The organism is Clostridium perfringens (assembly GCF_016027375.1).
Lineage (GTDB): Bacteria > Bacillota > Clostridia > Clostridiales > Clostridiaceae > Sarcina > Sarcina perfringens.
This window is the reverse complement of record NZ_CP065681.1, coordinates 2451624-2472762: the sequence shown is the minus strand read 5'-3', so window position 1 is coordinate 2472762 and position 21139 is coordinate 2451624. Positions and strand designations below refer to the sequence as shown.

Genomic DNA, 21139 nt, shown 5'->3' with positions numbered 1-21139 from the left:
GAAAGTAATTAATTCACATGGTATATTTAAAGAAAGCGTTTTAATTACATGAAAAGGTAATTATTTTAAACTTAAAAGATAAAACATTAAGGTGAGGATTAGAGAATGAATGTTAGAATATACAAAATTAATACAGGAATAACAGGAAGAAATTTTAGTAGTGATAAGAGGAGCAATTTTCCTATAGGAGGAAAAACTAATTCTTTTTATTCAATTGGTAACTTAATGAGAGGAATAGAGGACTTTTATTTGGAGGGAAATCTTTATTTTATAGATAAGGAAGAGGAACTTGAGAAGTTTTATAATCCTTTGGGGGATAGATGGGTGGCAAAGAAGAAATATTACATAAGTCATCCTAAGAAAGAGAGAGAAAATTATCTTTTGGAGGCTAGTAAGTTTCATGAGTATATAGTTAGAGAGCAACTTTTGGAGATAGCAAATTACTTGCATCATGAGCTTAATATAAATTCTTTAAAGATAGAGGTTGAAGAGGGAAATGACTTTTCATCCTATACTAATATAGTTCTTGAGGAAATGAATCTTAATGATGATGGGAAAGTAGAACTAAAGGAAGATAAGACTTTAGAGATTAAGTGGAGTGGAAATGATACAATGGATTATGAAGCTAAGCAGGGGATGAAAGATGCTAATGGTTTAAACAAAGAAAGGGACAGTAACCCTTTGGAGGAATCTGGAGAGAAATCTTTTAAGGAAGATAAAGCAAGAAATATTTTAGAAAGTGGAATTTTAAATGGTAAAAATGAATTTCTGTGGATAGAGGATTTTGAAGGCTTAATTAATAAGGTTCAGGAACTTAAGGCTTCTAATAAAAGAGGAGAGAAGGAAAGTTTAGAGGGAAATTCTTTAGGTAAAGGAGAAGCTTCTTATATATTGGAAATAGATAATTCCTTTGGAATTAGTGAAAAAATAGGAAAGAAGATAGGGGTTAATCCTACTTGGCTTAAGAAATGCTCTTTTAAAATAACATTTTAGAATTAAGATTTAATAAAAGGTGATGTATCAAAACTTTTATATAAAACTTATAATAAGTTTTATTTTTAGGTTATTTTTATACAATGAAGTTGGTGCAGTTAAGGCATTAGATTGTCATTTATAGCTTTGTTTCTGGCTATGTTTAAGAATAGTGTTGATAGTATGTAATTTTTTAAGGGAACTTGTTAAAAAGTTCCCTTAATGTACATTTTCTCACCCTTCTACCACTTAAGAATATTACGAATCAACAATCATAATATTGTATTCTTATTAAGAATATTACGAAGCAATAATAATATTTTAGTCTTATATAGCCTATTAATTATGCTTAGGATAATATAATGCCTTTTTCTATTTTATTTCCTTTTAAAAATTCTTTTACCTCAAGAAGTTTTCCACCTGGAATTTGTAATATTTCTATAATCAGAATACCGTTCTTGGTAGCCACTTTAATTCCTTCATCATTTGCATCTATTATACAACCAGGCGGGTCAATAATATTTGCTTCTAATGACTTAGATTTGAATATTTTAAATGGAATATCTTTATAGTAAGTATAGGCAGTTGGCCATGAGTTTATATTTTTATATGGCCAAGAACTCAATCCTCTTATTAAATTATGTATGTTAGTACTACTGTCATTCCAATTAATCTTTGCCATTTGTTTGTTTAACATCTTTACATAAGAACTTCCATCATTAGGCTGTTTTACCCCACAAATTTTACCTGTTATAATTCCATTTATTGTTTCTTCTAACAGTTCAGCACCGTTTATTTTTAATAAATTATATAATTCTCCTGCTGTCATAGATTCAGATATTTCAACTTCACTTCTCATGAGCATATCACCTGTATCTATACCAGTATCCATTAATATGGTTGTATTTCCAGTTTTTGTTTCTCCATTTATTAAACACCAATTTATTGGTGCTGATCCTCTATACATTGGAAGGAGAGAGGCATGTAGACAAATACATCCTAGTCTTGGTATATCAAGTATCTCCTTAGTTAATATTTGACCATATGCTACAACAATAATAAAATCAGGTTCTATTTCTTTTAATTTATTAATAATTACAGAGTCTGTTCTTATTTTTTCGGGCTGAAAAATTGGAATTTGATTAGATAGTCCGACCTCTTTGATTGGTGAAATTGATACCTTTTTACCTCTTCCACTTGGCTTATCAGGTTGTGTTACAATGGCGCTTACATTATATTTCTCTATCATTTTCTTCAATGAGGGAACTGAAAAATCAGGAGTCCCCATAAAAACTATTTTCATTATTGCTACCTCCCTTTTATACCCAAAAATATATTTCATAGTTATTTATTATTTACACAATATTTTACAGTTATTCATTTACTTGAGTATATAATATATAAGTGTTCAATTTCAAGTATTTAACATATATTATGTAAATTGCCTCCCTAATCCTAAAATCTTTTAATTATGGAAGGAAACTATAAACTAGTAACATACTTGTTAGAGTTTGCTGAATCTTTTGAAGCGTATAATGGGTTTGCAGTACGAACCATTCCCTTAAATTCTTTATTAAGCTCTGAAAATGCTAGATTAACCTCATGAGGTATAGAAACATGTGCAATAAAATTTTTCCCCTTAGGCCCATATCCATTTGAATTATCAGAGAGTCTTGGAATTTCACCCATTAGAAGTGTTATATAATGGTTAATGTCCCACATTCCTAAAATATCATTTTCATAAGCAAGTTCACCATCTTTAAGGATTACTTTTGCATCATAGGTAGCAAAGTTTATAATCTTAACATCACTAGAAACATATTTACGAAGTCCAGCTTTCATGCGGTGTTGCATAGTTGCATCTTGCATGATTATTATGCTATTAAACTGGATGTTATTTTCCTTTAATAGTTCTAAAAGATATGTAATATTATTACCACAATTTGTGGAGTTACATTCTAATAAATCTGCTTTTAAGTTATATTTGTATTTTAAGTATTTATCAAAAATTTCAGCCTCTGTTAAGTCTGAAGTATCTACATTTGGAAGTTGAGAATGCATTTTCTTACGTAATACTTCTGTTGTATGACCAGCACCTCCAACAATTACATACTTTTTGGCAATATTATTTTTAATTCCTTCTGCTAAAAGGTCACCCCCACAGAGGATGCTTCCACCAAAGAGTACCATTACATCAGCTTGATCTATACCATACTTCTTTTTTAGTTCTTCTTTTCTTAAAGAAGGAATGTCTCTTTTTCCACAAAACCTTCCTAGCACATTAATATATTCTGCTGTTTTTTCCTTCATAAATTTTACCACCAAAAATAAAATTAACCCAATTAAGCTTAGAAAAACATAAAATTTATAAAGATTTATAAATCTTATAAAGGTCTTTTATTTCCTAAAAAAATATCATGTTTATTATTAATAAAACTATAGCTATGGAGCTAAAGCCTATGGAAAAATAGTCATAGTATTTTTCCTTTGAATTTTTAGTTTCTTTTAAAAGTCTACTTGATAATACTAGTTGATCACCTAACAGTATTATTAAGAGTAAGTTGATTTTCCCTTTTAAAAATACATATTCTGCAAAGCCTATAATTAATAAAAATATATAGATATAGCTGTAGGCCTTTGGTAAGGTTTTTCTTATTTTACCTTCTAGTTTTACATTTCTTTTGATTTTAAATCCAAACCTTAATACTATAAGAGCTATTAAATATAATGACAATAAAATTAATGCTGTTATAAGTTCAATTTGATTTTTAGACATTAAAATTCCTGCTACTCAAAATATGGTCAAATATATCCATATCGAGATTATTCCTTCTTCATAGAGCCTCGCCTTGCCTAAGCTACTACGATTTTTTATGGCTCTCCAAAGGCTTAAATTCCGAAGTTAGCCCTCCGTACATATATAAGTACTTTTGATTTTAAGCTATCTTATATTCTTTAGCATTTTTAAGATTAATACTTGCATTTAAATCTCTATCAATAGTAAATCCGCAATCGCATTTATAAATTCTATCAGATAGTTTTAAATCCCTCTTAACCTTTCCACAACTACTACAAGTTTTACTTGATGGATAAAATCTATCAACTATTCTAAGTTCTATATGATTTTCTTTACATTTAACTGTTAACTTAGTTTTAAATTCAAAAAACTTCTGACTTGCAATAGCTTTAGATAAATGTTTATTCTTCATCATTCCTTTAACATTTAAATCTTCAATTGTTATATAGCTTGGTTTTTGCTTTATAATTGAAAATACTGTTTTATTTATATAATCAGTTCTTATATTTCTTAATCTCTGATGAAGTTTTTGTACTTTTACTACTTGTTTTTGGATATTTTGACCAGTAGCTCTCCCTTCTTTTATATTTTTATTTCTTATTTTTAAATCTTTATATTTCCTTGAAAGTTTTCTTTGCTCTCTTTTTAACTTCTTTTCGATTTTCTTAAACGTTGAAGTTTTATTTATATTTTTAAATTTATTGCCATTTGAACATATTGCAAAATCTTTTATACCTAAATCAATCCCTATCCCTTCATTATTATGATTAAATATTTTTATACCTATATTACTATTAGATATTTTTATATCTGTTTCTTCAACCAATATAGATACATAATATCTATCAGCTTTTTGACTTACTGTACCACTTTTAACTATTGAATTAGTTGGTATATATCCAAATTCTTTTAGTCTAACCCATCCTAAAGTTGGTATTTTGACCCTATGTCTTTCAATAGTCCAATCGGTCTTATTATTCTTAGGAAAATAAGCTTTTACATCTTGATTTTTCTTTTTCTTAAATTTTGGAAAACCCTTAGCTTTTTTAAAGAAATCTCTAAAAGCTTTATCTCCATTCATAATAGCTTGTTTAGTAGCTTTTGAAGATACCTCTTTAATCCATTTCATATCTTGATTTTTAGGGATATATTCATTATTTAACCATTTTGAAAAATCCATACCACTTACAAACTTTCCTTCTTTCTCATAAACTTCTTTATTATGAGCAATATAAAAGTTATACACAAATCTTGATACACCAATAGTTTGGTGTATTTTAGACTTTTGTTCATCAGTAGGATTAATCTCCACCTTGTAAGCCCTTTTCAACTTCTTCATCCTCTCTAACCTTTTTCTTAAAACTTTAATAACTTCATCTAATATTATTCCTTTATCATTAAAATATTATCTAAAAAATTCTACTTGATTTTTTAAATCACATTTTAGGTTAGAAGTTGAAACTCGTGTATAAATAATTATTTTTCTACTATCTGTTTCTTTATGTTTTCCTATATGCTCAAGATACTGTTCATAAGTGTATTACCTTGTATTTATAGGATTTCTAAATGCCTTTAATTTTCCCTTATTATCCTATCTTTGTAATGTAATAATTGATAAATTTAATAATTCTGCAAATTCTTTAGGCTTATAATGTTTAATCATATAATCACATGCTTTTGTGACTATATTATATCATATTAGACTATATTTAATTATATTTTTATCAACTAATGAGAATCTCCTTTGTAAAGATTGTATTTTTTGTAAAATTAAATAAACTTGTCCAATAGTTTATGTTTTTATTATACAGAATTTATGGCTTATAATTTCAATAATATATAAATTCAATAAAATTCATTTAGGTATAAGGAAAATTTAAGAGAAATAATCTTGGGAAATACATTGTAAAGCGATGTATATTTGGATGAAATTAAAAAAGTATAGATAACAATAAAAAAGACTAGTTAATAAAAAATAACTAGTCTTTGGTCATTTTAGGAGCAATAAAACCAACCTAAATAAGGTTAACTTGTGGTTTTATAAAAGTTAATTTATGACTTTAAAAATTTTTATTGGTGTTTTATATCTTGATTATAGACATAAATAAGAATTTTATACATTTAAAAGTAAAATTTATAATTTATATTTTTCGAAGGCCTTTGTTGCGCTAATATGGACATCTTTAAAGAAGAGAATTAGCCAAATAATAAAGGCTATAATTGCACAATATTGGCTTACAAAATAGGAGAAGAGTGCCCCTATAAATAAAATCATTGCCCATAGGAAAAAAGAGTTTCTCATATCTAGGCTTATTCTTTTTTGATCATATTTTTCCCTTTCAGCTTTGGAAAATGAGTTGAATCCACTAACAAGGATTGCTCCTTTTTCTTTTAAAATAGCAAAGCAGATTGAAAAAATTAAGAAAAATATACCTAAGGTTAAACATGCTATCATACCTACATTCATATACCTATCCCCTTTAAAATAAATTTTTTTCTCTAAACAGTGTTTATAATTAAATATATTATACAGCAAAAAAACAATTAGTTTTTAGATTTTAAAGCAAGGTCTTAATTTAAAAGTAAGTTTTAGGTTTTAAAGTAAAGTTTTAATTTAAAATAGAGCATTTACTTGAAAGAAAATATGGGTTTCCTTTTCAAGCAAAGCTCTAATTTAAAAGTAAGTTTTTAGAATTTTAACCTTTTGAGGTTTTATGGTTTTAATTTTTATGGTTTTTTAATTCTTGAGTTTTAAGCTTTTTTATTAAATTTGGATTTTTTAGTTTTTTAGGCAAAGAGCCTCCAAAGCTGAGTGGTGATGAAGCAAATAACTATGCCTGCCACTGTTGGGATTAGGAAGCTTAGGGCTGTCCATTTAAAGCTCTTAGTTTCCTTTTTGATTGTCCAGAGGGTTGTACCACAAGGGTAGTGCATTAGGCATAGTATCATAACATTAATTGCAGTTAGGATTGTCCATCCATTAGCAACTAATAATTCTTTAAGCTCATATAGATTATCTAATTCTAACATTGTGGTGGCTCTCAAATAGCTCATTATTATTATAGGCATTACTATTTCATTTGCTGGTAATCCTAAAATAAAGGCCATTAATATATATCCATCTACCCCTATGGCATTGGCAAGTGGACTTAAATAGTCAGCACATATTGTTAGGATTGAGGCATCACCAATCATTATATTAGAGAATATCCATATAACTGCCCCTGCTGGAGCTGCAATTGCTATGGCTCTACCTAAAACATATAGAGTTCTATCAAATATTGATCTTACTATGACCTTTCCTACTTGAGGTTTTCTATATGGAGGTAGTTCTAATATAAAGTTTGAAGGCATTCCTTTTAGTATTGTCTTTGATAGGATTTTTGATACTAGTAATGTCATTAAGACTCCTAAAATTATAACTACAGTTACTGTAAGGGCTGATATAAAACTTTCTTTTATTCCTACAGATATTCCACCTATGAATATGGCTGCTATGGAAATTAGCATAGGAAATCTTCCATTACAAGGCATAAAGGCATTGGTTAGTATAGCTATAATCCTTTCTCTAGGAGAGTTAATTATTCTACATCCTATGATTCCTGCTGCATTGCATCCAAGTCCCATACACATGGTAAGGGCTTGTTTACCACAGGCACAGCATTTCTTAAAACATTTGTCTAGGTTAAATGCTATTCTTGGCAAGTATCCTAAGTCCTCTAAGAGAGTGAACATAGGGAAGAAAATTGCCATAGGAGGTAGCATTACTGAAATTACCCAAGCTAAAGTAACATAAATGCCGTCTATTAATATTCCTGATATCCAAGAAGGTAAGTTTAGTCCAGAGAAGAAGTCTCTAATGTAAATTTCTCCATGGGCGAACATATTAGCAAGCATTTCAGATGGGTAATTTGCTAAGGTTATGGTTATCCATAAGACAACTAATAGGGTCATTATCATAATAGGTATTCCTGTTGATTTTGACACAAGTATTTTATCTATTTTTCTCTGGAAGTCAGTATATTCTTCTCCACCTTTAACAACCTTATTTCCTATTCTTTCAGCTTCTTTTATTATGGATTTTATTATTATATCTTCTACTAATTCATCCTTATAATTTTTATTAAGCTCATCTTTTATTTTACTTATCATATTTATATACTTTTCTTGAATATTATATTTATTGTATAAGGATTTTAAGATGCTTGTATTTCCTTCTAGCATTCTAAGGGCTATCCATCTTTTCTTTCTTTTATGAACTTCAAGGGTTTCATCTAGTATGATTTCTATTTCTTCTATTACTTTTTCTATAGGAGAATCATAATTTATTGCATTTTTTTTGGAAACTTTTAGGGTGATTTCTTTAAAGATGGCTTCTTTTAATTCTTCTATGCCAACTCCATTTCTAGCAGAGGAGGAAAGAATAGTGGAATTTAATTCCTTTGATAACAAATCTAAATCTATTTTTATGTTATTTTTTTCTGCTTCATCAGTTAAGTTTACGCAGAGGATTGCCTTTTCTGTTATTTCAGATATTTGTATAAAAAGGTTTAGATTCCTTTCTAGGGAGGTTGCATCAGCCACAACAACCACTATATCTGGATCATTAAAGCATATATAATCCCTTGCAATTTCTTCTTCTTCTGAATTTGATAGCAATGAGTATGTTCCAGGTAAATCTACTATCTTTATGGTTGAATCCTTAAATTCATAGTATCCTTCTGCTTTAGCTACTGTTTTTCCAGGCCAGTTTCCAGTATGTTGATTTAAACCAGTTAGAGCATTAAAAACTGTACTTTTACCTACATTGGGGTTTCCTGCTAATGCTACAACATAGTCTTCCTTGGTGTTTCCTTTTGATTTGTCTTTAGATAATAAGCTAATTCCAGTAGAATTTTTGTTTAAACTCATATCTTTTTCTCCTACTATTAAATTACTTCTATCTCTTCACATTCTTCTTCCCTTATGGCTATTACAGTTCCTCTTATTAAATAGGCTCTAGGGTCACCAAAGGGACCAGCATATAAAACTTTTATATCTGTTCCTTCTATTATTCCTAAGTCAAAAAATCTTCTCCTTAGTTCTCCCTGTGCCTTTATGTCAATTACCTTAACAGTTGACAATATTTTAGCTTCATGTAATTTCACCTTTATTCCCTCCTAAGGCTTAATCTAAGACTATTTTTTATGAAAGAAGTTTAGGGCTTTTATTAATTAACAGTACTGTCCATATATAATAAACTATGATGAATAATAATTTAGTGTGATTGAAACTTTAGGGAGGATTGAGATGGTTTGTATATGTGGATTAATAAGGAGTTAAGAGACTATGCTTTAAGCTTAAAGGGAGATTTAGTTAAATTTTTAGAGTGAGTGTATAATTTTGAAAAAAGTTATAAAGCTTTATCTTACATATATGAGTTATTTTATTGTCTTAAATGAGTATGTAATTAAAGAAAGTTATAAAAAATTTATAGGGAAGGGTTATAAGAATAAAGAGTAATAAATTTAAATTATTAACAGTTTTGTTATATAATATTAGTAATATTATGGGGGTTTATGGGGTGATTTTTAATGAGTAAATTTTATGATGAAGCAATTAAGAAACTTGATTATGTGGTGAAAGACCATTATGTTATTTAAAGTGTTCTTTTTTAGCTTTTGTATGCAGAAAAGGTTATTAAAGAACAGCATGGAGTGAAGCTAGGTTCTCTTTTAACTTTTGTATGAAGAAGAGGATATAGATAAGGGATACTCATTATAGCAAATAAAAGAGTGTTTTTTTATGAGTTGAATTTAGGCTTTTGGCATACAGAAAGCTTTTTATATGAGGATATTTCTTCTATTAAAGAAAGGGAAGGAATACTAAGGAAATCTATAGTTATGAATGTAAATGGAGAAGTAGTTAAAATATGTAATATACTTTATGGAAATGTTTAAAGGTTTATTTGCGTTGTAAAGGGTAATATTAAGGTAGGAAAAGGAAGAGGTTAATGAGGAATAAAAAGTTTTTAAGAAGAATTATAGAAATTTTATTTATATTAGTATTAATAGTGCCTTCACAGCCTATTTATGCAAGAGCAGGAGGAGGCGGTGGAGGTGGAGGAGGCGGTGGTGTCAGTTTTAACTCCGCAAATAGCAGTAGTGGTGGGGGAAATGGGTCTAGTGGTGTAGATTTTACATTTATAAAGGAACATAAACTTCTTTTTGGATCAGTAGCTTTTTTCTTGCTGTCTGGAGGGGGAGTTTTAATGTTTGTTGAGATGGATAGGTATAGTAAAGTGGTTAAGCGTAAAAGTGACAAGCTAAAGGAGTTAGCCTTAAAGGATCCTTGCTGGAATATTAATTATATAAAATCTGTTGTGGAGGATACCTTTTATAGTATTCAGTATGCTTGGAATGATGATGAATATGAAAGGGTAGAGAGTTTACTTACAACTTCATTATATAATAAGCATCTTAAGGTTTTAGAGGAGCTTAAGAGGGAAAATAAGAAAAATGTTTTAAAGGATATTCAGTTTAAGGGGTGTAGAATAATAAGTCTCTTTGAGGGGGATGAAAAGCAATGGGGATTTATTTGGGTTGAGGTTAATTTCTCCATGATAGATTACATAGTTAATACAAAGGGGAAAAGAAGTATAATAGAGGGAAATGATAATTATAGCAGAAGTGACTTTGAGTATTGGAAGTTTGTGTATATTGAGAATACATGGCTACTTTCAAATATATTGCAGAAAAATGAAGTGGGCTCAGGCTATAAGAAGTTATATAGAGAGGCTGAAAATGCCTATGGCTCTATTAATATGAAGAAAAGTTAGAACTTAGGAGGGGGAAAAAGATGACTATTGATATGGGATGGATGATTTTAGGCTTTGGAGCATTTATGTTTTTAATTGCTTCAGTAGGTCAGCTAAGAAATGAAGTTAAACTTATGAGAGGAACTTTAAATAGGATTGCTGAAAATGTAGGAGTAACTGAGATAGTAACAAAGGAAGAAAAGGAGGAATTAAAGAGGTTGCTTTCAGAAGGAAAAAACGTCCAAGCTGTAAGAAGGTGCAGAGAGATTACAGGCCTTGGCCTAAAGGAAGCTAAGGAGTATGTTGATGGACTTAGTGAGGAGAAAAGAGAGTAGCGTGTGAGAGAGGATTATTTAATATTATTGAGAAGATAGTATTTATATAGTGTATTTAATAAAAATAAAAGAGAATCGGACGCATCCAATTCTCTTAGGTGTAGTCCGAAGACAACCACCGCAATTCAATGTGTTAATTATATCATTAATACATAATATATGAAAAGTTTATTTTGAATTTCTATAAAGTAAATTTAGATAGTAAAGTTTATAAGGTTTATTCTCCAAAGATAAAGTGGAAACTTACGGGAGAAATAGATGAAGAAGCTTTAGAATTATTTCCAGAAATAAGAACTTATATTGTAATAGAAAATAAGATAGAAAAAACTCAATTAATAATAGATGCAAAATATTATGAAGAAACATTAGTTTCAAGCGGATAGGAAAGTAGAAAGAAAATAATAACAAGCCATCTATATCAAATATTAGCTTATGTAAATAATAGTGATTTTGAGGGTGGGTAAAGGAATGCTTTTATATCCAACTGTAGACTATAACATTAATAGTGAATATATAATTAAATCTAAATATATTTATGTTAAAACAATTAATTTTAAAAATAATTGGAATGTTTTACTGAAGGACTTGAATATTATAGAATATATTTGAGATGATATAGTGAAAAAAATAATAAGAAGAGGTGTGTTATGGTATTAAGACCTTTTAATTTAGAAGAACTTAAAGAGATTTTTGATGAAACATCAATTCAAGTTTTAGAATTTTTTATGAGAAAAGCAATGTTTTCACAACCAGAAAGAATAATAGGACAAGATATATTACCTATACAAGTTCCTAAAGAACATCTAGAACAATGGGTTGTACAAGCTATTGGGGCTTTACCAGTTGGTGCAGGAAATTATGGTGTAGATGTAATAAAAGAAGGTGAATTTGGAGCAGATATAAAAATGCTTTCATGCAAGATTTCTAAAAAGGGAAACTTAACAGATTCTGAATCAGGAGAAACATCTTTAGCCCAAAATTTCAAAGATACTGGGGATTCTTTAGATACTATGTTTGAAAATAAGAGATTTGATGAAATTGTAGATGGTTGGAAAGAAATTATATACAATAAATTAAATAAGGTAAAAGAAGAACAAAATGTAGAAAATATATATTATATATTTATATTAAGAGCTGGAACTACTTTTAGACTTTGTGCTATGGAGGTTGATATAGATAAGCTTAAAGATATAGGGGTAGGAAAAGTCACTAGTAATAGTGTTTTTATAAACAATTTTATAGATGAGAATTATGGAAGTGTTAAGATATATAAATCAAAAAAGAGAATTGAATTAAGATTAAGACCTAAATTCTGGGTGGATAACAATATGACAATAGATTTTGAATTAAAATCTAATTCAGAACCTGTGAACATTAGAGAGTTAGTAGAAAATAAAGAAATATATGAGTATCAAGAGAAAATAATTAAGGATATATTTCCATCCCTAGTTAATGTATAGGAGGAAAATGGATATAATTTCATCGCTTTACCCTAAAATATTGCTTCTGGAGTTAAAAAGTTTGAGTTCAGAAGATGTATTTATAAAGATAAAACAGTAAAAAAAAGCATATGTATATGCAACTGTACCAATAAAAAAGATAGTGGCTACATTTGATGTTATTCAGATTATAGAAGGAAGTCCAGAAGATGTTTGGAATAGGTGTGGACAAGATTCAAGTAGTACAAAAGATAGTCTTATGAATTACTTTGAGGGAAAGAATTTAGTATATGCATTGAAAGTTGGAAATTTTAAATGGTTAGAAAAGCCGATTGATCCAAGAGAGTATATCGATAAGTTTTATCCACCACAATTTTTTCAATATGTTAACGGTGAAAAAATATTTAAATTAGAAGATTAAAATTAAAAATTATTGGAGAAAATAAAAAAGCGGCATAATGCTGCTTTTTGTATTACTTAAAATAAATACATATGTTATAATAAAACTTTGAAGTATATGGGGTATAGGTAAGGAAGGTGGACACAAATGATTAAAAGAAAATTAAGAGTAGGAAGTTTATTTGCTGGTGTAGGCGGCATTTGTTTAGGTTTTAAACAGGCTAATTATAATGATTTAGGATATGAATTAGTATGGGCTAATGAAATGGATGAATATGCAGCGACAACATATAATAATAATTTTAAACATGAATTAATAGTTGGGGATATAGAGAAAATTTTAAATCCTAATATAATTGAAAATGAAAAAGAAGAATTTATAGAATTAATGGCTAGTGCTAAAGATGAGAAAGAAAAAGAGAGGTTCAGAAAATTAGTAGAAAAATGTGAGTTCGAAAAAACACTATATGAAGAAAAGAAAGAACAAATATTAAGTCATAGAATAGATGTTTTGAATGGAGGATTTCCATGCCAAGCATTTAGTATAGCAGGACAGAGAAAAGGATTTGAAGACCACAGAGGAAATCTTTTCTGGAGCGTAATAGATTTAATAAAGATGCTTGAACCTTTACATGGAAAGCCTAGGGTTTTACTTTTAGAAAATGTTAAGAATCTAATGAGTCATGATTCTGGAAATACATACAAAGTTATTAAAAATGAACTTGAAAAAGTAGGATATATAATTAAAGAACAAGTATTAAATACTATGAATTTTTCACATTTACCTCAAAATAGAGAAAGAATTTATATTGTTGGTTTTTTAGACAAAGAAGAAGCGGATAAATTTACTATGTTTGAAAATATAAATGATTATTTTATATCCAAGACACCTAACGAAAGGATTAAAGATATAGAAAATATATTAGATAGTAGCATAAATAAAGAAGAAAATATTAAGTATTATTATACTAAAGATAAGTATCCAAATTATTTTATAGAAGAAGCACAATACCTAGCAATGCCAGAGGAGGAAAGAAAATCGGTAAGAATAAACTTAGTTGAAGACATTATTGAAGAAAATCAGTTTTATCAAGTTAGAAGAGGTATGTACGTAAGAAAAAATATGAGTAATGTATGTCCTACTTTAACTGCTAATATGGGAACTGGTGGACATAATGTACCACTTATTAAAGTGAAAGATGGTATAAGAAAGTTAACTCCTAAGGAAACTTTTAAGCTTCAAGGTTTCCCAATAGGAGAAGGATATGAATTCCCAGAAAAGTTTAATAATAGAGCATATCCAGAAAGTCATTTATATAAGCAATCTGGAAATGCTGTTTCAGTTCCTATTATTAAACTTATAGCAGAAGAAATATTAAAGTCATTAAAATAAAAAAGAGATTTCTCCTTGAACTGCTTCCTTTAAAGTAGACAGTATAAAAAAGAACTGTTAAAACCTACTTTAAAGGGAGTATTTTTGTTTATAGAAAAAATAAAAATTATTTTATTTATAAAAATTTATATGGTATATAATTAAAAGGTAAGAATTTATAGTGTAAATAAAAGGAGGTTTGAATTTATGAAAAATAAACAAACTTATACAACAAGTGGGAAAAACTTGGTTAAATATATATATCCGTATCTATATGGAGGTGAATTTACAGGAATAAATAATTCTGGTATGGAGAATTTTTCTAAAAATCCTAATGGGCATCTTGTAAAAGAAGTCATACAAAATTCCTTAGATGCAAAAGATAAGTATAATAATTTACCTGTAAAAGTTTCATTTAAATTATTAAAATTAAATAATAAAAGTATACCTGATATAAAAGGTATGAAAAATACTTTAGAAAGTTGCAAAAAATCTGATGAAAGTGAAAAAGCTCAAAATATAATTGAAGATGCACTAAAAATTCTTGATAATGAAGAAATATACGTTTTAGAAATTTCAGATTATAATACAACTGGATTAAAGGGTGCTAATAGTAGAGAAAAAAGTGATTTTAAGAATTTAGTTGGAACATCAGGATTAAGTAATAAAAGTGATGAAGCAGGTGGTTCTTTTGGAATAGGGAAGAACGCACCTTTTCTATGTTCTAAGCTTAGAACAATAATTTATTCAAGTCTTGATGATGAAAATGTTTTAGCTTTACAAGGAGTATCAAGATGGGCTAGTCATACTAGTGATGGTATAGATAGACAAGGAGTAGGTTATTTAGCAATAGAAGAAGAAAATGGAGAAAATATTAATTTTAGACCTTTTATAGGCGAAGAACTTAATATTTTTGATAATACTTTTATTAGAAATAAAGTTGGAACTAGCCTGTTTGTGTTGGGTTTTAATGAAAATGAAGATTGGAAAATAGATTTTATAAAAGCTACTATTGATAACTATTTTGTTGCAATTTTAAATGGAAATTTAGAAGTAGAAATAGAAGATGTTAATATTAATAAAGATACTATTGAAGAAATTATAGATAAATATTTTGATTATAAAAAAGATAGATTAACAATTAGTTATAATGAAGTTTTAAAATTAGGGAAAGTTTTTAATGAGGAAATAGAAGAATTAGGGAGTGTTAAACTCTATTTATTAGTAGGAGAAGAGTTAGATAAGAAAATTGCATATGTGAGAAGCAATGGAATGAAGATAATAGACAAAGGATTTAGATTTCAAAAATCTTTTATTGGAGTATTGAAATTAAATGGTAATAGATTAAATAAGTTTATAAAATCACTTGAGAATGTTTCCCATGACGATATTATTTTAGGGAAAAGTGGGAATTTAAAATACAATAAAGTAATTATGAAAAAGATAGATGATTTTATTAAAAAGAGTATAAAAGATGTTATTGGTGAGAACAACGAAAGTAGTTTTAATTTTAGCTTACTTGCAAAACAATTACCTAGTAATTTTGAAAATGATAAAGCATCTAATGATACTGAGAGTATAAACAAAATATTAAGTGATTTGGTTTTATTAGAAAATAAAATAAAGAAAAAGTCTGAAAAGAAGATTACTAGCAAAAAGTCGAATAATTTGGATGATGTAAAATATAAAGGAAATATAAAAGGGAATAGTAATTTAGACGAAGGTTTTAATGAAGAGGGAGCAATAGTTGGAAATTGGATTCAAGGAAAAGATGAACTGCAAGGTAAAGTTCGTGATCCACTAAAACATGGTAATATAACTAATTATTCTAGCGGAGATAATGATGTTTATGAAGAAAGTAGATTATCTACTGGAATTAAAGAGAAAAATTTGGCTTCAGGAAATATAGATAAGCAAAGCGCAAAGTTTATTCAAGAAGAAAAAGTAGAGTCGAAAAAATATAATAATAAAATAAATATAAAGAAAAGTAGAGTTTTTTCTAGTGGTAATGTAAATGAATATATAGTTTTTATAGAAACTTCTAATGATTGTGAATCTAAGATTGAAGTTAAAATTATTGGTGAAGATTGTAGAGCAGAAAAGGCTACTATAATTGGGGCAAAATACATAGAAAGTGAAGAGGATATAATGTTTAATGGTTCTATAATTGGTCCTTTAATTTTTAAGAAAAATAAATTGGTTAGATTAAAGGTTAAATTAGATGTAATTAACAAATGTTCATTGGAGGTTAAAGGATATGAAGATAAAAGATAGAGATTACCCACATCCAGTATTAACATTTTTTAATGATGATTATAAGAAATGTAGGTTTTATCAAAATATAACACTTGAAAAAAATGGTGAAATTATACAGCTTAGGGTTAGAAGTGATTTACGATCTAAAACTTTGAAGAAGTTGATTAATGAAAAAAAAGCTAGTTATATGTTACATATAGAATGTATAAGAAGTAGGTTTAGAAAAAAATACATTTTTCAAGAAAATATAAAAGAATTAGAGATTGACTCAAGTCTAGTTGATGATTGTGTTGAAGTAGTATTATTTGTTATTGCAAATGAAAAGATAGAAGATTTTTATAGTGAAGAGTTTAATAAATATTTTGAAAATATACATTTTAAAATTGATAAAGGTGATATTTTAGCGGTCACAAATCAACAAAAGATAAATGTAAATAAAAATCAAATTGGAGTAAAAAAGGCAAGATCTATTTTTAATTTTAAAATATCAGAAAAAAAAGATGAAATGTTATCGTGGGAAGCTAATGATAAGTTTATAGATATTAAAATATATAAAGATTATTTTAATGAATTTAAGATTAATATTGGGAGTGGAGCTGAATGTATATTAGGAAGTATGTTTATAGCACCAGTATTAACGGAAATTTTAACTGAAATAAAATTTGATGAAGAGAAATATGAAGATGAGTATTGGGCTGAATCTTTAAAAAGCTTATTATTAAGGTTGAATTTAGATTTAAATAATGAGATTTGTATAAGCAATGTTGTTAATAAAATATTAGAAGAAATAGTGGACAAGTCCATTGAATATATAAAATTGGGGGATAAATAAAATGCAATTAAACTTTTTGAAGCATGATAGTTGTGAATTTTTAAAAGATAACATAACTAAAAATTTTTTTGCTGGGAATTATTTTAGAAGTAAAGCCTGGTTAGAAGATTTTTTTGAAAGTGATTTTAAAGGTTATACTGACATTGAATTTGAAGATTTAGAGTTAATACCTTCTGATAATAATATGGATGAACTTGAAAACTGCAAAAGAGTATATAATGCTTTTAAAAATATAACAATCCAACAAGCGACAGAACCACAAATTTGGATATATCTAACTCATAGTGTATTTTGGGATTATATGAATAAACGTTGGCCTATAGGTGAAGATAATAGTAATGATAAACAAATAAATAGAATAAAAAGTAGATATTTTTTGCATTATGAATCTAAAGATAGAAGATTGGTTAGAAATGGAATATCTAGACTTTGGTGGTTTGCCTATACTACTTATGATGAGAATTATGATAATAAATTTTATTTAACTGAGAAATTATTTTTGCATGAAAAAGATTTTGGAGAGTCATTATTAACAAGATCATTTTCTAGAAATCGAGATATAGTCAAGAATATAATTAAAGCAGTATGTAAATATGAAGAGAAATTTAGAGATAATATTATGATAAATAGAGATATTCATAGACCTTTATTTGTTGAAATAAATAGAATTGGTGCAGTAAAATTATTAGATGCACTAGAATATGAAGATATAGAAGAAATAGTATTTAGATTTATTGATAATTTTGATAGTAAAAATAAATAAAATACGTTTAATAAAACTACACAAAAAACTCTTTATCTTAAAGCATCACTTAGGATAAAGAGTTTTTATTTTTAGTATATATATTTTAAGAGTTTAATTTAATCAAAAACAAATCCAAAGGTGAATTTTTAGATATATCGTATACACTTTTCTCTTTACGTTCTTCTATCATTTCATATGATATAAGCAGGTGTGCAACAAAGATTCGGGTATATATATATCAATATAAAGTTATAATAAATATATAGATAATTATGTAAGGAGGTGAAATAAATGAAATTAAGTTTTAAATTTAAACCGAATATAAGCCATAAGCAGTTAAAAATAATTGAAGAACTATCTTATCATACAACTAAGTTATACAATATTATTAACTATGATTTGAGAGAAAAGGGTGTAAAAAAAACTTATTATGATATTGAAAAGGAATATAAGTCAAACTGGCATTGTGATTTCTTACATAGTCATACAAGACAACAAATGTTTAAAGTATTAGAGCAAAATTGGAAGTCTTATTTTGCGAGTATTAAAGACTTTGGAATAAATCCAAGCAAATATAAAGCAAAACCAAGACCACCAAAATTTAAGAATGTTGATAAGAATAAGAATGAAATTATATTTACAAATCTTGCTATAAGATATGATAATGGACTATTAAAATTATCATTATCAAAAGCTATAAAGTCATTATTTAATGTGGAAAGTCTTAATTTTGAGGTTTCTAAAAAACTTCAAGACATTATAAATTGGAATAGCTTACAACAAGCAAGATTTAACTATGACAAAGTTCAAAAATGTTGGGATTTAATTGTAATTTACAATAAAGAAGAGTTAGAAAATCATAAAACTAATGTAGCGAGTATTGATTTGGGATTAGATAATTTAGCAACTCTAACGTTTAAATATGGAATAAATCAATATATCTTTTGTGGTAAAAAGCTTAAGTCAGTTAATTCTTATACAAATAAACAAATAGCACATTTACAATCAATAGAAATGTTTAAATATGGTTCAGATAAATTCAAAAATACCAAAAGAATTAACAAAATAAGAAGATACAGAAATAACTATATTAATGACTATATGCATAAAGTTTCTAAAGCTATAATTAACAAAGCTATTGAGAATAATGTAGGTAAAATAGTAATAGGAAAACTAAAAGGTATAAAGCAAAATATGGATTTTAATAAAACTTTTGTTCAAGTTCCAATACAAAGTTTAGCAGAGCTAATATGTTATAAAGCTAAATTACAGGGTATAGAAGTTAAATTTCAAGAAGAAAGTTATACAAGTGGTTGTAGTGCATTAGATTTAGAACCTATTACAAAACAGAATTGTGATAAATCAAGAAGAATAGTTAGAGGTCTATTCCTAAGTAGTTATGGACTTATAAATTCAGATATAAATGGAAGTCTAAATATACTTAGAAAGTCAGAAAAATGTATTCCCGATTTAATTAAATTAGTGAGGGATAATGGGAAATTGGACTCTCCCAAGCGTATAAGGGTGGCTTGTTAATACAAGTGGAAACTTAAATATCAAACTACGCTAAAAGAATCTTTGTGGCTTTATGCCAAAGATAGTTCAATATAGATAAGATGAATTTTTATGGTTTTGATGGAAGTAAGCAAAAAACAGTGGGATTTTGCATAAATAAGGAACATGCCTATTATATGGCTTGTAAATTTAATGAGGCTGGTATTCCTAGCATAGCTTTAACTGGGGATCACTCCATAGACAAGAGAACAGAGGAAATAAAAAATCTTGAAAATGAAAATCATGAATTAAAGGTTATATTTACAGTGGATATATTTAATGAGGGGGTTGATATTCCTTCAATTAATCAGGTCTTAATGCTTAGACCAACTAATTCACCAATTATATTTATACAACAGCTTGGAAGAGGATTAAGAAAGCATAGGAGTAAAGAATTCTTAACTGTTTTAGATTTTATAGGAAATCATAACAAAGCCTTTTTAATAGCTTTAGCCTTAAAGGGTGGAAGATACTATGATAAGGATAGTTTAAAGGTTTCAGTTACTACAGATTTTTCTGATATTCCAGGATGCTCTAATATTCAGATGGATAGAATTTCTAAGGAGAGAATATTAAATCAGCTTAACACAGAGAATTTTAATAGCTTAAAGTATTTAAAGGAAGAATATAATGAGTTTAAATCTCTTTTAGGTGGAAAGATTCCTTATCAGTTAATGGACTATGTTAAGTTTGATGGAGCACCAGATCCCCTTAAGTTTATTAATTATGGAAAGACATATCAGGGATTTCTTAATAAGGTTGAAAAGACTTATGAGGCTAAAGAGCTTTTAGATGAGAATTTTTATAAGGTGTTAAAGGAATTATCAGATAAATTACCTCTAAAAAGACCTCATGAATTTTCTATAATCAAGGAATTAATAAATAAAAGTGAGTTAAATGTAGATGAAGCTTCAAAGGGAATAAGAAAGTATATTCAATCTGTAGATGAAGAAACAGTTAAACATGCCTTTAGAACACTAAACCAAGATTATTATGATTCAAGGGAAAAGAGTAATTGTATTAAATTATTTGATTTAATTGGAGAGAGATTAGTAAAACTAATAAGCTTTGAAAAGATATTGGCAGATAAAAGGTATAAGGAAATCATAGTGGACTTGTTAAACTATGGACTTATAACCTATGAGAAGAGATTTGGTAGTGAAAACTTTGGAGTTCCATTTTTTAAGCTATATGAGCAATATCAAATGGTGGATGCAGCACTTCTATCTAATTATGAAAAGATACACAGTTCCTTTAGAGGAAGTGGACTACTGGCAAATGGAAAGGAATACTTCCTTTTTGTGGACCTAAATAAGGATGAAGATATAAAGGAAAGCATTAACTATAAAGATGAATTCCTAAGTAGAAGCTTGTTCCAATGGGAAACACCAAACAGTACAGCACAAACATCTGAAAGAGGAAAAAACATAATATTCAATAAGGAAAGAGGAATTAACCTGCACCTTTTTGTTAGAAAATATAAGGAGATAGACAGAAAAGTACAGCCTTATATCTATATAGGAAAAGGAGATGTAGTAAAGTATGAAGGAGAGAAACCAATAAAAGTTCATATAGAACTACATAATAAGGTTCCAGAGAGTTTGTATGTGGAGTTTACAAAGAGGGTTTAAATAAAATAAAA

19 protein-coding genes and 2 pseudogenes are annotated in these 21139 nt (G+C 27.8%); 13 read left to right on the top strand and 8 right to left on the bottom strand.

Translation table 11 applies throughout. The annotated features are described in order from the left end of the window. Positions 1-105 precede the first annotated feature (105 nt). Positions 106-993 carry a hypothetical protein gene (locus I6G60_RS11665; RefSeq protein WP_164818951.1) on the top strand — a complete coding sequence of 296 codons (888 nt, stop codon included), beginning with the start codon at positions 106-108 and terminating at the stop codon, positions 991-993. A gap of 328 nt (positions 994-1321) precedes the next feature. On the opposite strand, the gene fmt is transcribed toward I6G60_RS11665, so the two are convergent. The 8 genes and pseudogenes from fmt to I6G60_RS11630 all read right to left on the bottom strand — a co-directional run bounded on the left by fmt (position 1322) and on the right by I6G60_RS11630 (position 8916). Next, positions 1322-2275 carry a methionyl-tRNA formyltransferase gene (gene fmt, locus I6G60_RS11660; protein WP_197925376.1) on the bottom strand — a complete coding sequence of 318 codons (954 nt, stop codon included), beginning with the start codon at positions 2273-2275 and terminating at the stop codon, positions 1322-1324. A 179-nt stretch (positions 2276-2454) separates the two neighbouring features. Further along, positions 2455-3282 carry a YdcF family protein gene (locus I6G60_RS11655; protein WP_111744137.1) on the bottom strand — a complete coding sequence of 276 codons (828 nt, stop codon included), beginning with the start codon at positions 3280-3282 and terminating at the stop codon, positions 2455-2457. 94 nt (positions 3283-3376) lie between these two features. Continuing rightward, positions 3377-3748 carry a hypothetical protein gene (locus I6G60_RS11650; protein WP_111744138.1) on the bottom strand — a complete coding sequence of 124 codons (372 nt, stop codon included), beginning with the start codon at positions 3746-3748 and terminating at the stop codon, positions 3377-3379. A 160-nt stretch (positions 3749-3908) separates the two neighbouring features. Then, positions 3909-5099 carry an RNA-guided endonuclease InsQ/TnpB family protein gene (locus I6G60_RS11645; protein ID WP_337250394.1) on the bottom strand — a complete coding sequence of 397 codons (1191 nt, stop codon included), beginning with the start codon at positions 5097-5099 and terminating at the stop codon, positions 3909-3911. Between the two features lie 78 nt (positions 5100-5177). Continuing rightward, positions 5178-5432: pseudogene (locus I6G60_RS15505) on the bottom strand (IS607 family transposase); the annotation flags it as partial. 471 nt (positions 5433-5903) lie between these two features. Then, complete coding sequence (locus I6G60_RS11640; RefSeq protein WP_003459820.1) at positions 5904-6236, bottom strand: DUF3784 domain-containing protein; 333 nt, start codon at positions 6234-6236, stop codon at positions 5904-5906. Between the two features lie 320 nt (positions 6237-6556). Further along, positions 6557-8680, bottom strand: coding sequence for a ferrous iron transport protein B (gene feoB, locus I6G60_RS11635; protein WP_197925375.1), 2124 nt, complete (start codon positions 8678-8680; stop codon positions 6557-6559). A 17-nt stretch (positions 8681-8697) separates the two neighbouring features. Next, positions 8698-8916: a FeoA family protein gene (locus I6G60_RS11630; protein ID WP_003453982.1), complete on the bottom strand. Its 219-nt coding sequence runs from the start codon at positions 8914-8916 to the stop codon at positions 8698-8700. A 627-nt stretch (positions 8917-9543) separates the two neighbouring features. Between I6G60_RS11630 and I6G60_RS15315 the strand changes: the two genes are divergently transcribed. From I6G60_RS15315 to I6G60_RS11570, 12 genes and pseudogenes are all read left to right on the top strand, one after another. Continuing rightward, the gene (locus tag I6G60_RS15315) at positions 9544-9708 is read left to right on the top strand and encodes a hypothetical protein (protein ID WP_243283790.1); all 165 of its coding nucleotides are present in this window, start codon (positions 9544-9546) and stop codon (positions 9706-9708) included. 53 nt (positions 9709-9761) lie between these two features. Next, the gene (locus I6G60_RS11620) at positions 9762-10586 is read left to right on the top strand and encodes a Tim44 domain-containing protein (protein ID WP_197925373.1); all 825 of its coding nucleotides are present in this window, start codon (positions 9762-9764) and stop codon (positions 10584-10586) included. 32 nt (positions 10587-10618) lie between these two features. Further along, on the top strand, positions 10619-10900 hold the full coding sequence (locus tag I6G60_RS11615; RefSeq protein WP_371830505.1) for a ribosomal protein L7/L12: 282 nt from the start codon (positions 10619-10621) through the stop codon (positions 10898-10900). Between the two features lie 173 nt (positions 10901-11073). After that, positions 11074-11283 carry a hypothetical protein gene (locus I6G60_RS11610; RefSeq protein WP_164802822.1) on the top strand — a complete coding sequence of 70 codons (210 nt, stop codon included), beginning with the start codon at positions 11074-11076 and terminating at the stop codon, positions 11281-11283. Between the two features lie 264 nt (positions 11284-11547). Then, complete coding sequence (locus I6G60_RS11605) at positions 11548-12360, top strand: hypothetical protein (RefSeq protein WP_197925370.1); 813 nt, start codon at positions 11548-11550, stop codon at positions 12358-12360. A gap of 142 nt (positions 12361-12502) precedes the next feature. After that, positions 12503-12760, top strand: a complete 258-nt coding sequence (locus I6G60_RS11600) for a hypothetical protein (protein WP_223932437.1) — start codon at positions 12503-12505, stop codon at positions 12758-12760. A gap of 126 nt (positions 12761-12886) precedes the next feature. Beyond that, positions 12887-14131 carry a DNA (cytosine-5-)-methyltransferase gene (gene dcm / locus I6G60_RS11595; RefSeq protein WP_164802911.1) on the top strand — a complete coding sequence of 415 codons (1245 nt, stop codon included), beginning with the start codon at positions 12887-12889 and terminating at the stop codon, positions 14129-14131. 186 nt (positions 14132-14317) lie between these two features. Then, complete coding sequence (locus tag I6G60_RS11590; RefSeq protein ID WP_197925368.1) at positions 14318-16384, top strand: hypothetical protein; 2067 nt, start codon at positions 14318-14320, stop codon at positions 16382-16384. Continuing rightward, positions 16368-17198, top strand: coding sequence for a hypothetical protein (locus I6G60_RS11585; RefSeq protein WP_197925366.1), 831 nt, complete (start codon positions 16368-16370; stop codon positions 17196-17198). Before I6G60_RS11590 ends, I6G60_RS11585 begins: the two co-directional genes overlap by 17 nt. Before the next feature lies 1 nt (position 17199). Continuing rightward, complete coding sequence (locus I6G60_RS11580) at positions 17200-17961, top strand: DUF6339 family protein (RefSeq protein WP_197925364.1); 762 nt, start codon at positions 17200-17202, stop codon at positions 17959-17961. Between the two features lie 273 nt (positions 17962-18234). Further along, on the top strand, positions 18235-19479 hold the full coding sequence (locus I6G60_RS11575) for an RNA-guided endonuclease InsQ/TnpB family protein (protein ID WP_164802869.1): 1245 nt from the start codon (positions 18235-18237) through the stop codon (positions 19477-19479). Between the two features lie 65 nt (positions 19480-19544). After that, positions 19545-21128: pseudogene (locus I6G60_RS11570) on the top strand (DUF3427 domain-containing protein); the annotation flags it as partial. Between the last annotated feature and the right edge of the window lie 11 nt (positions 21129-21139).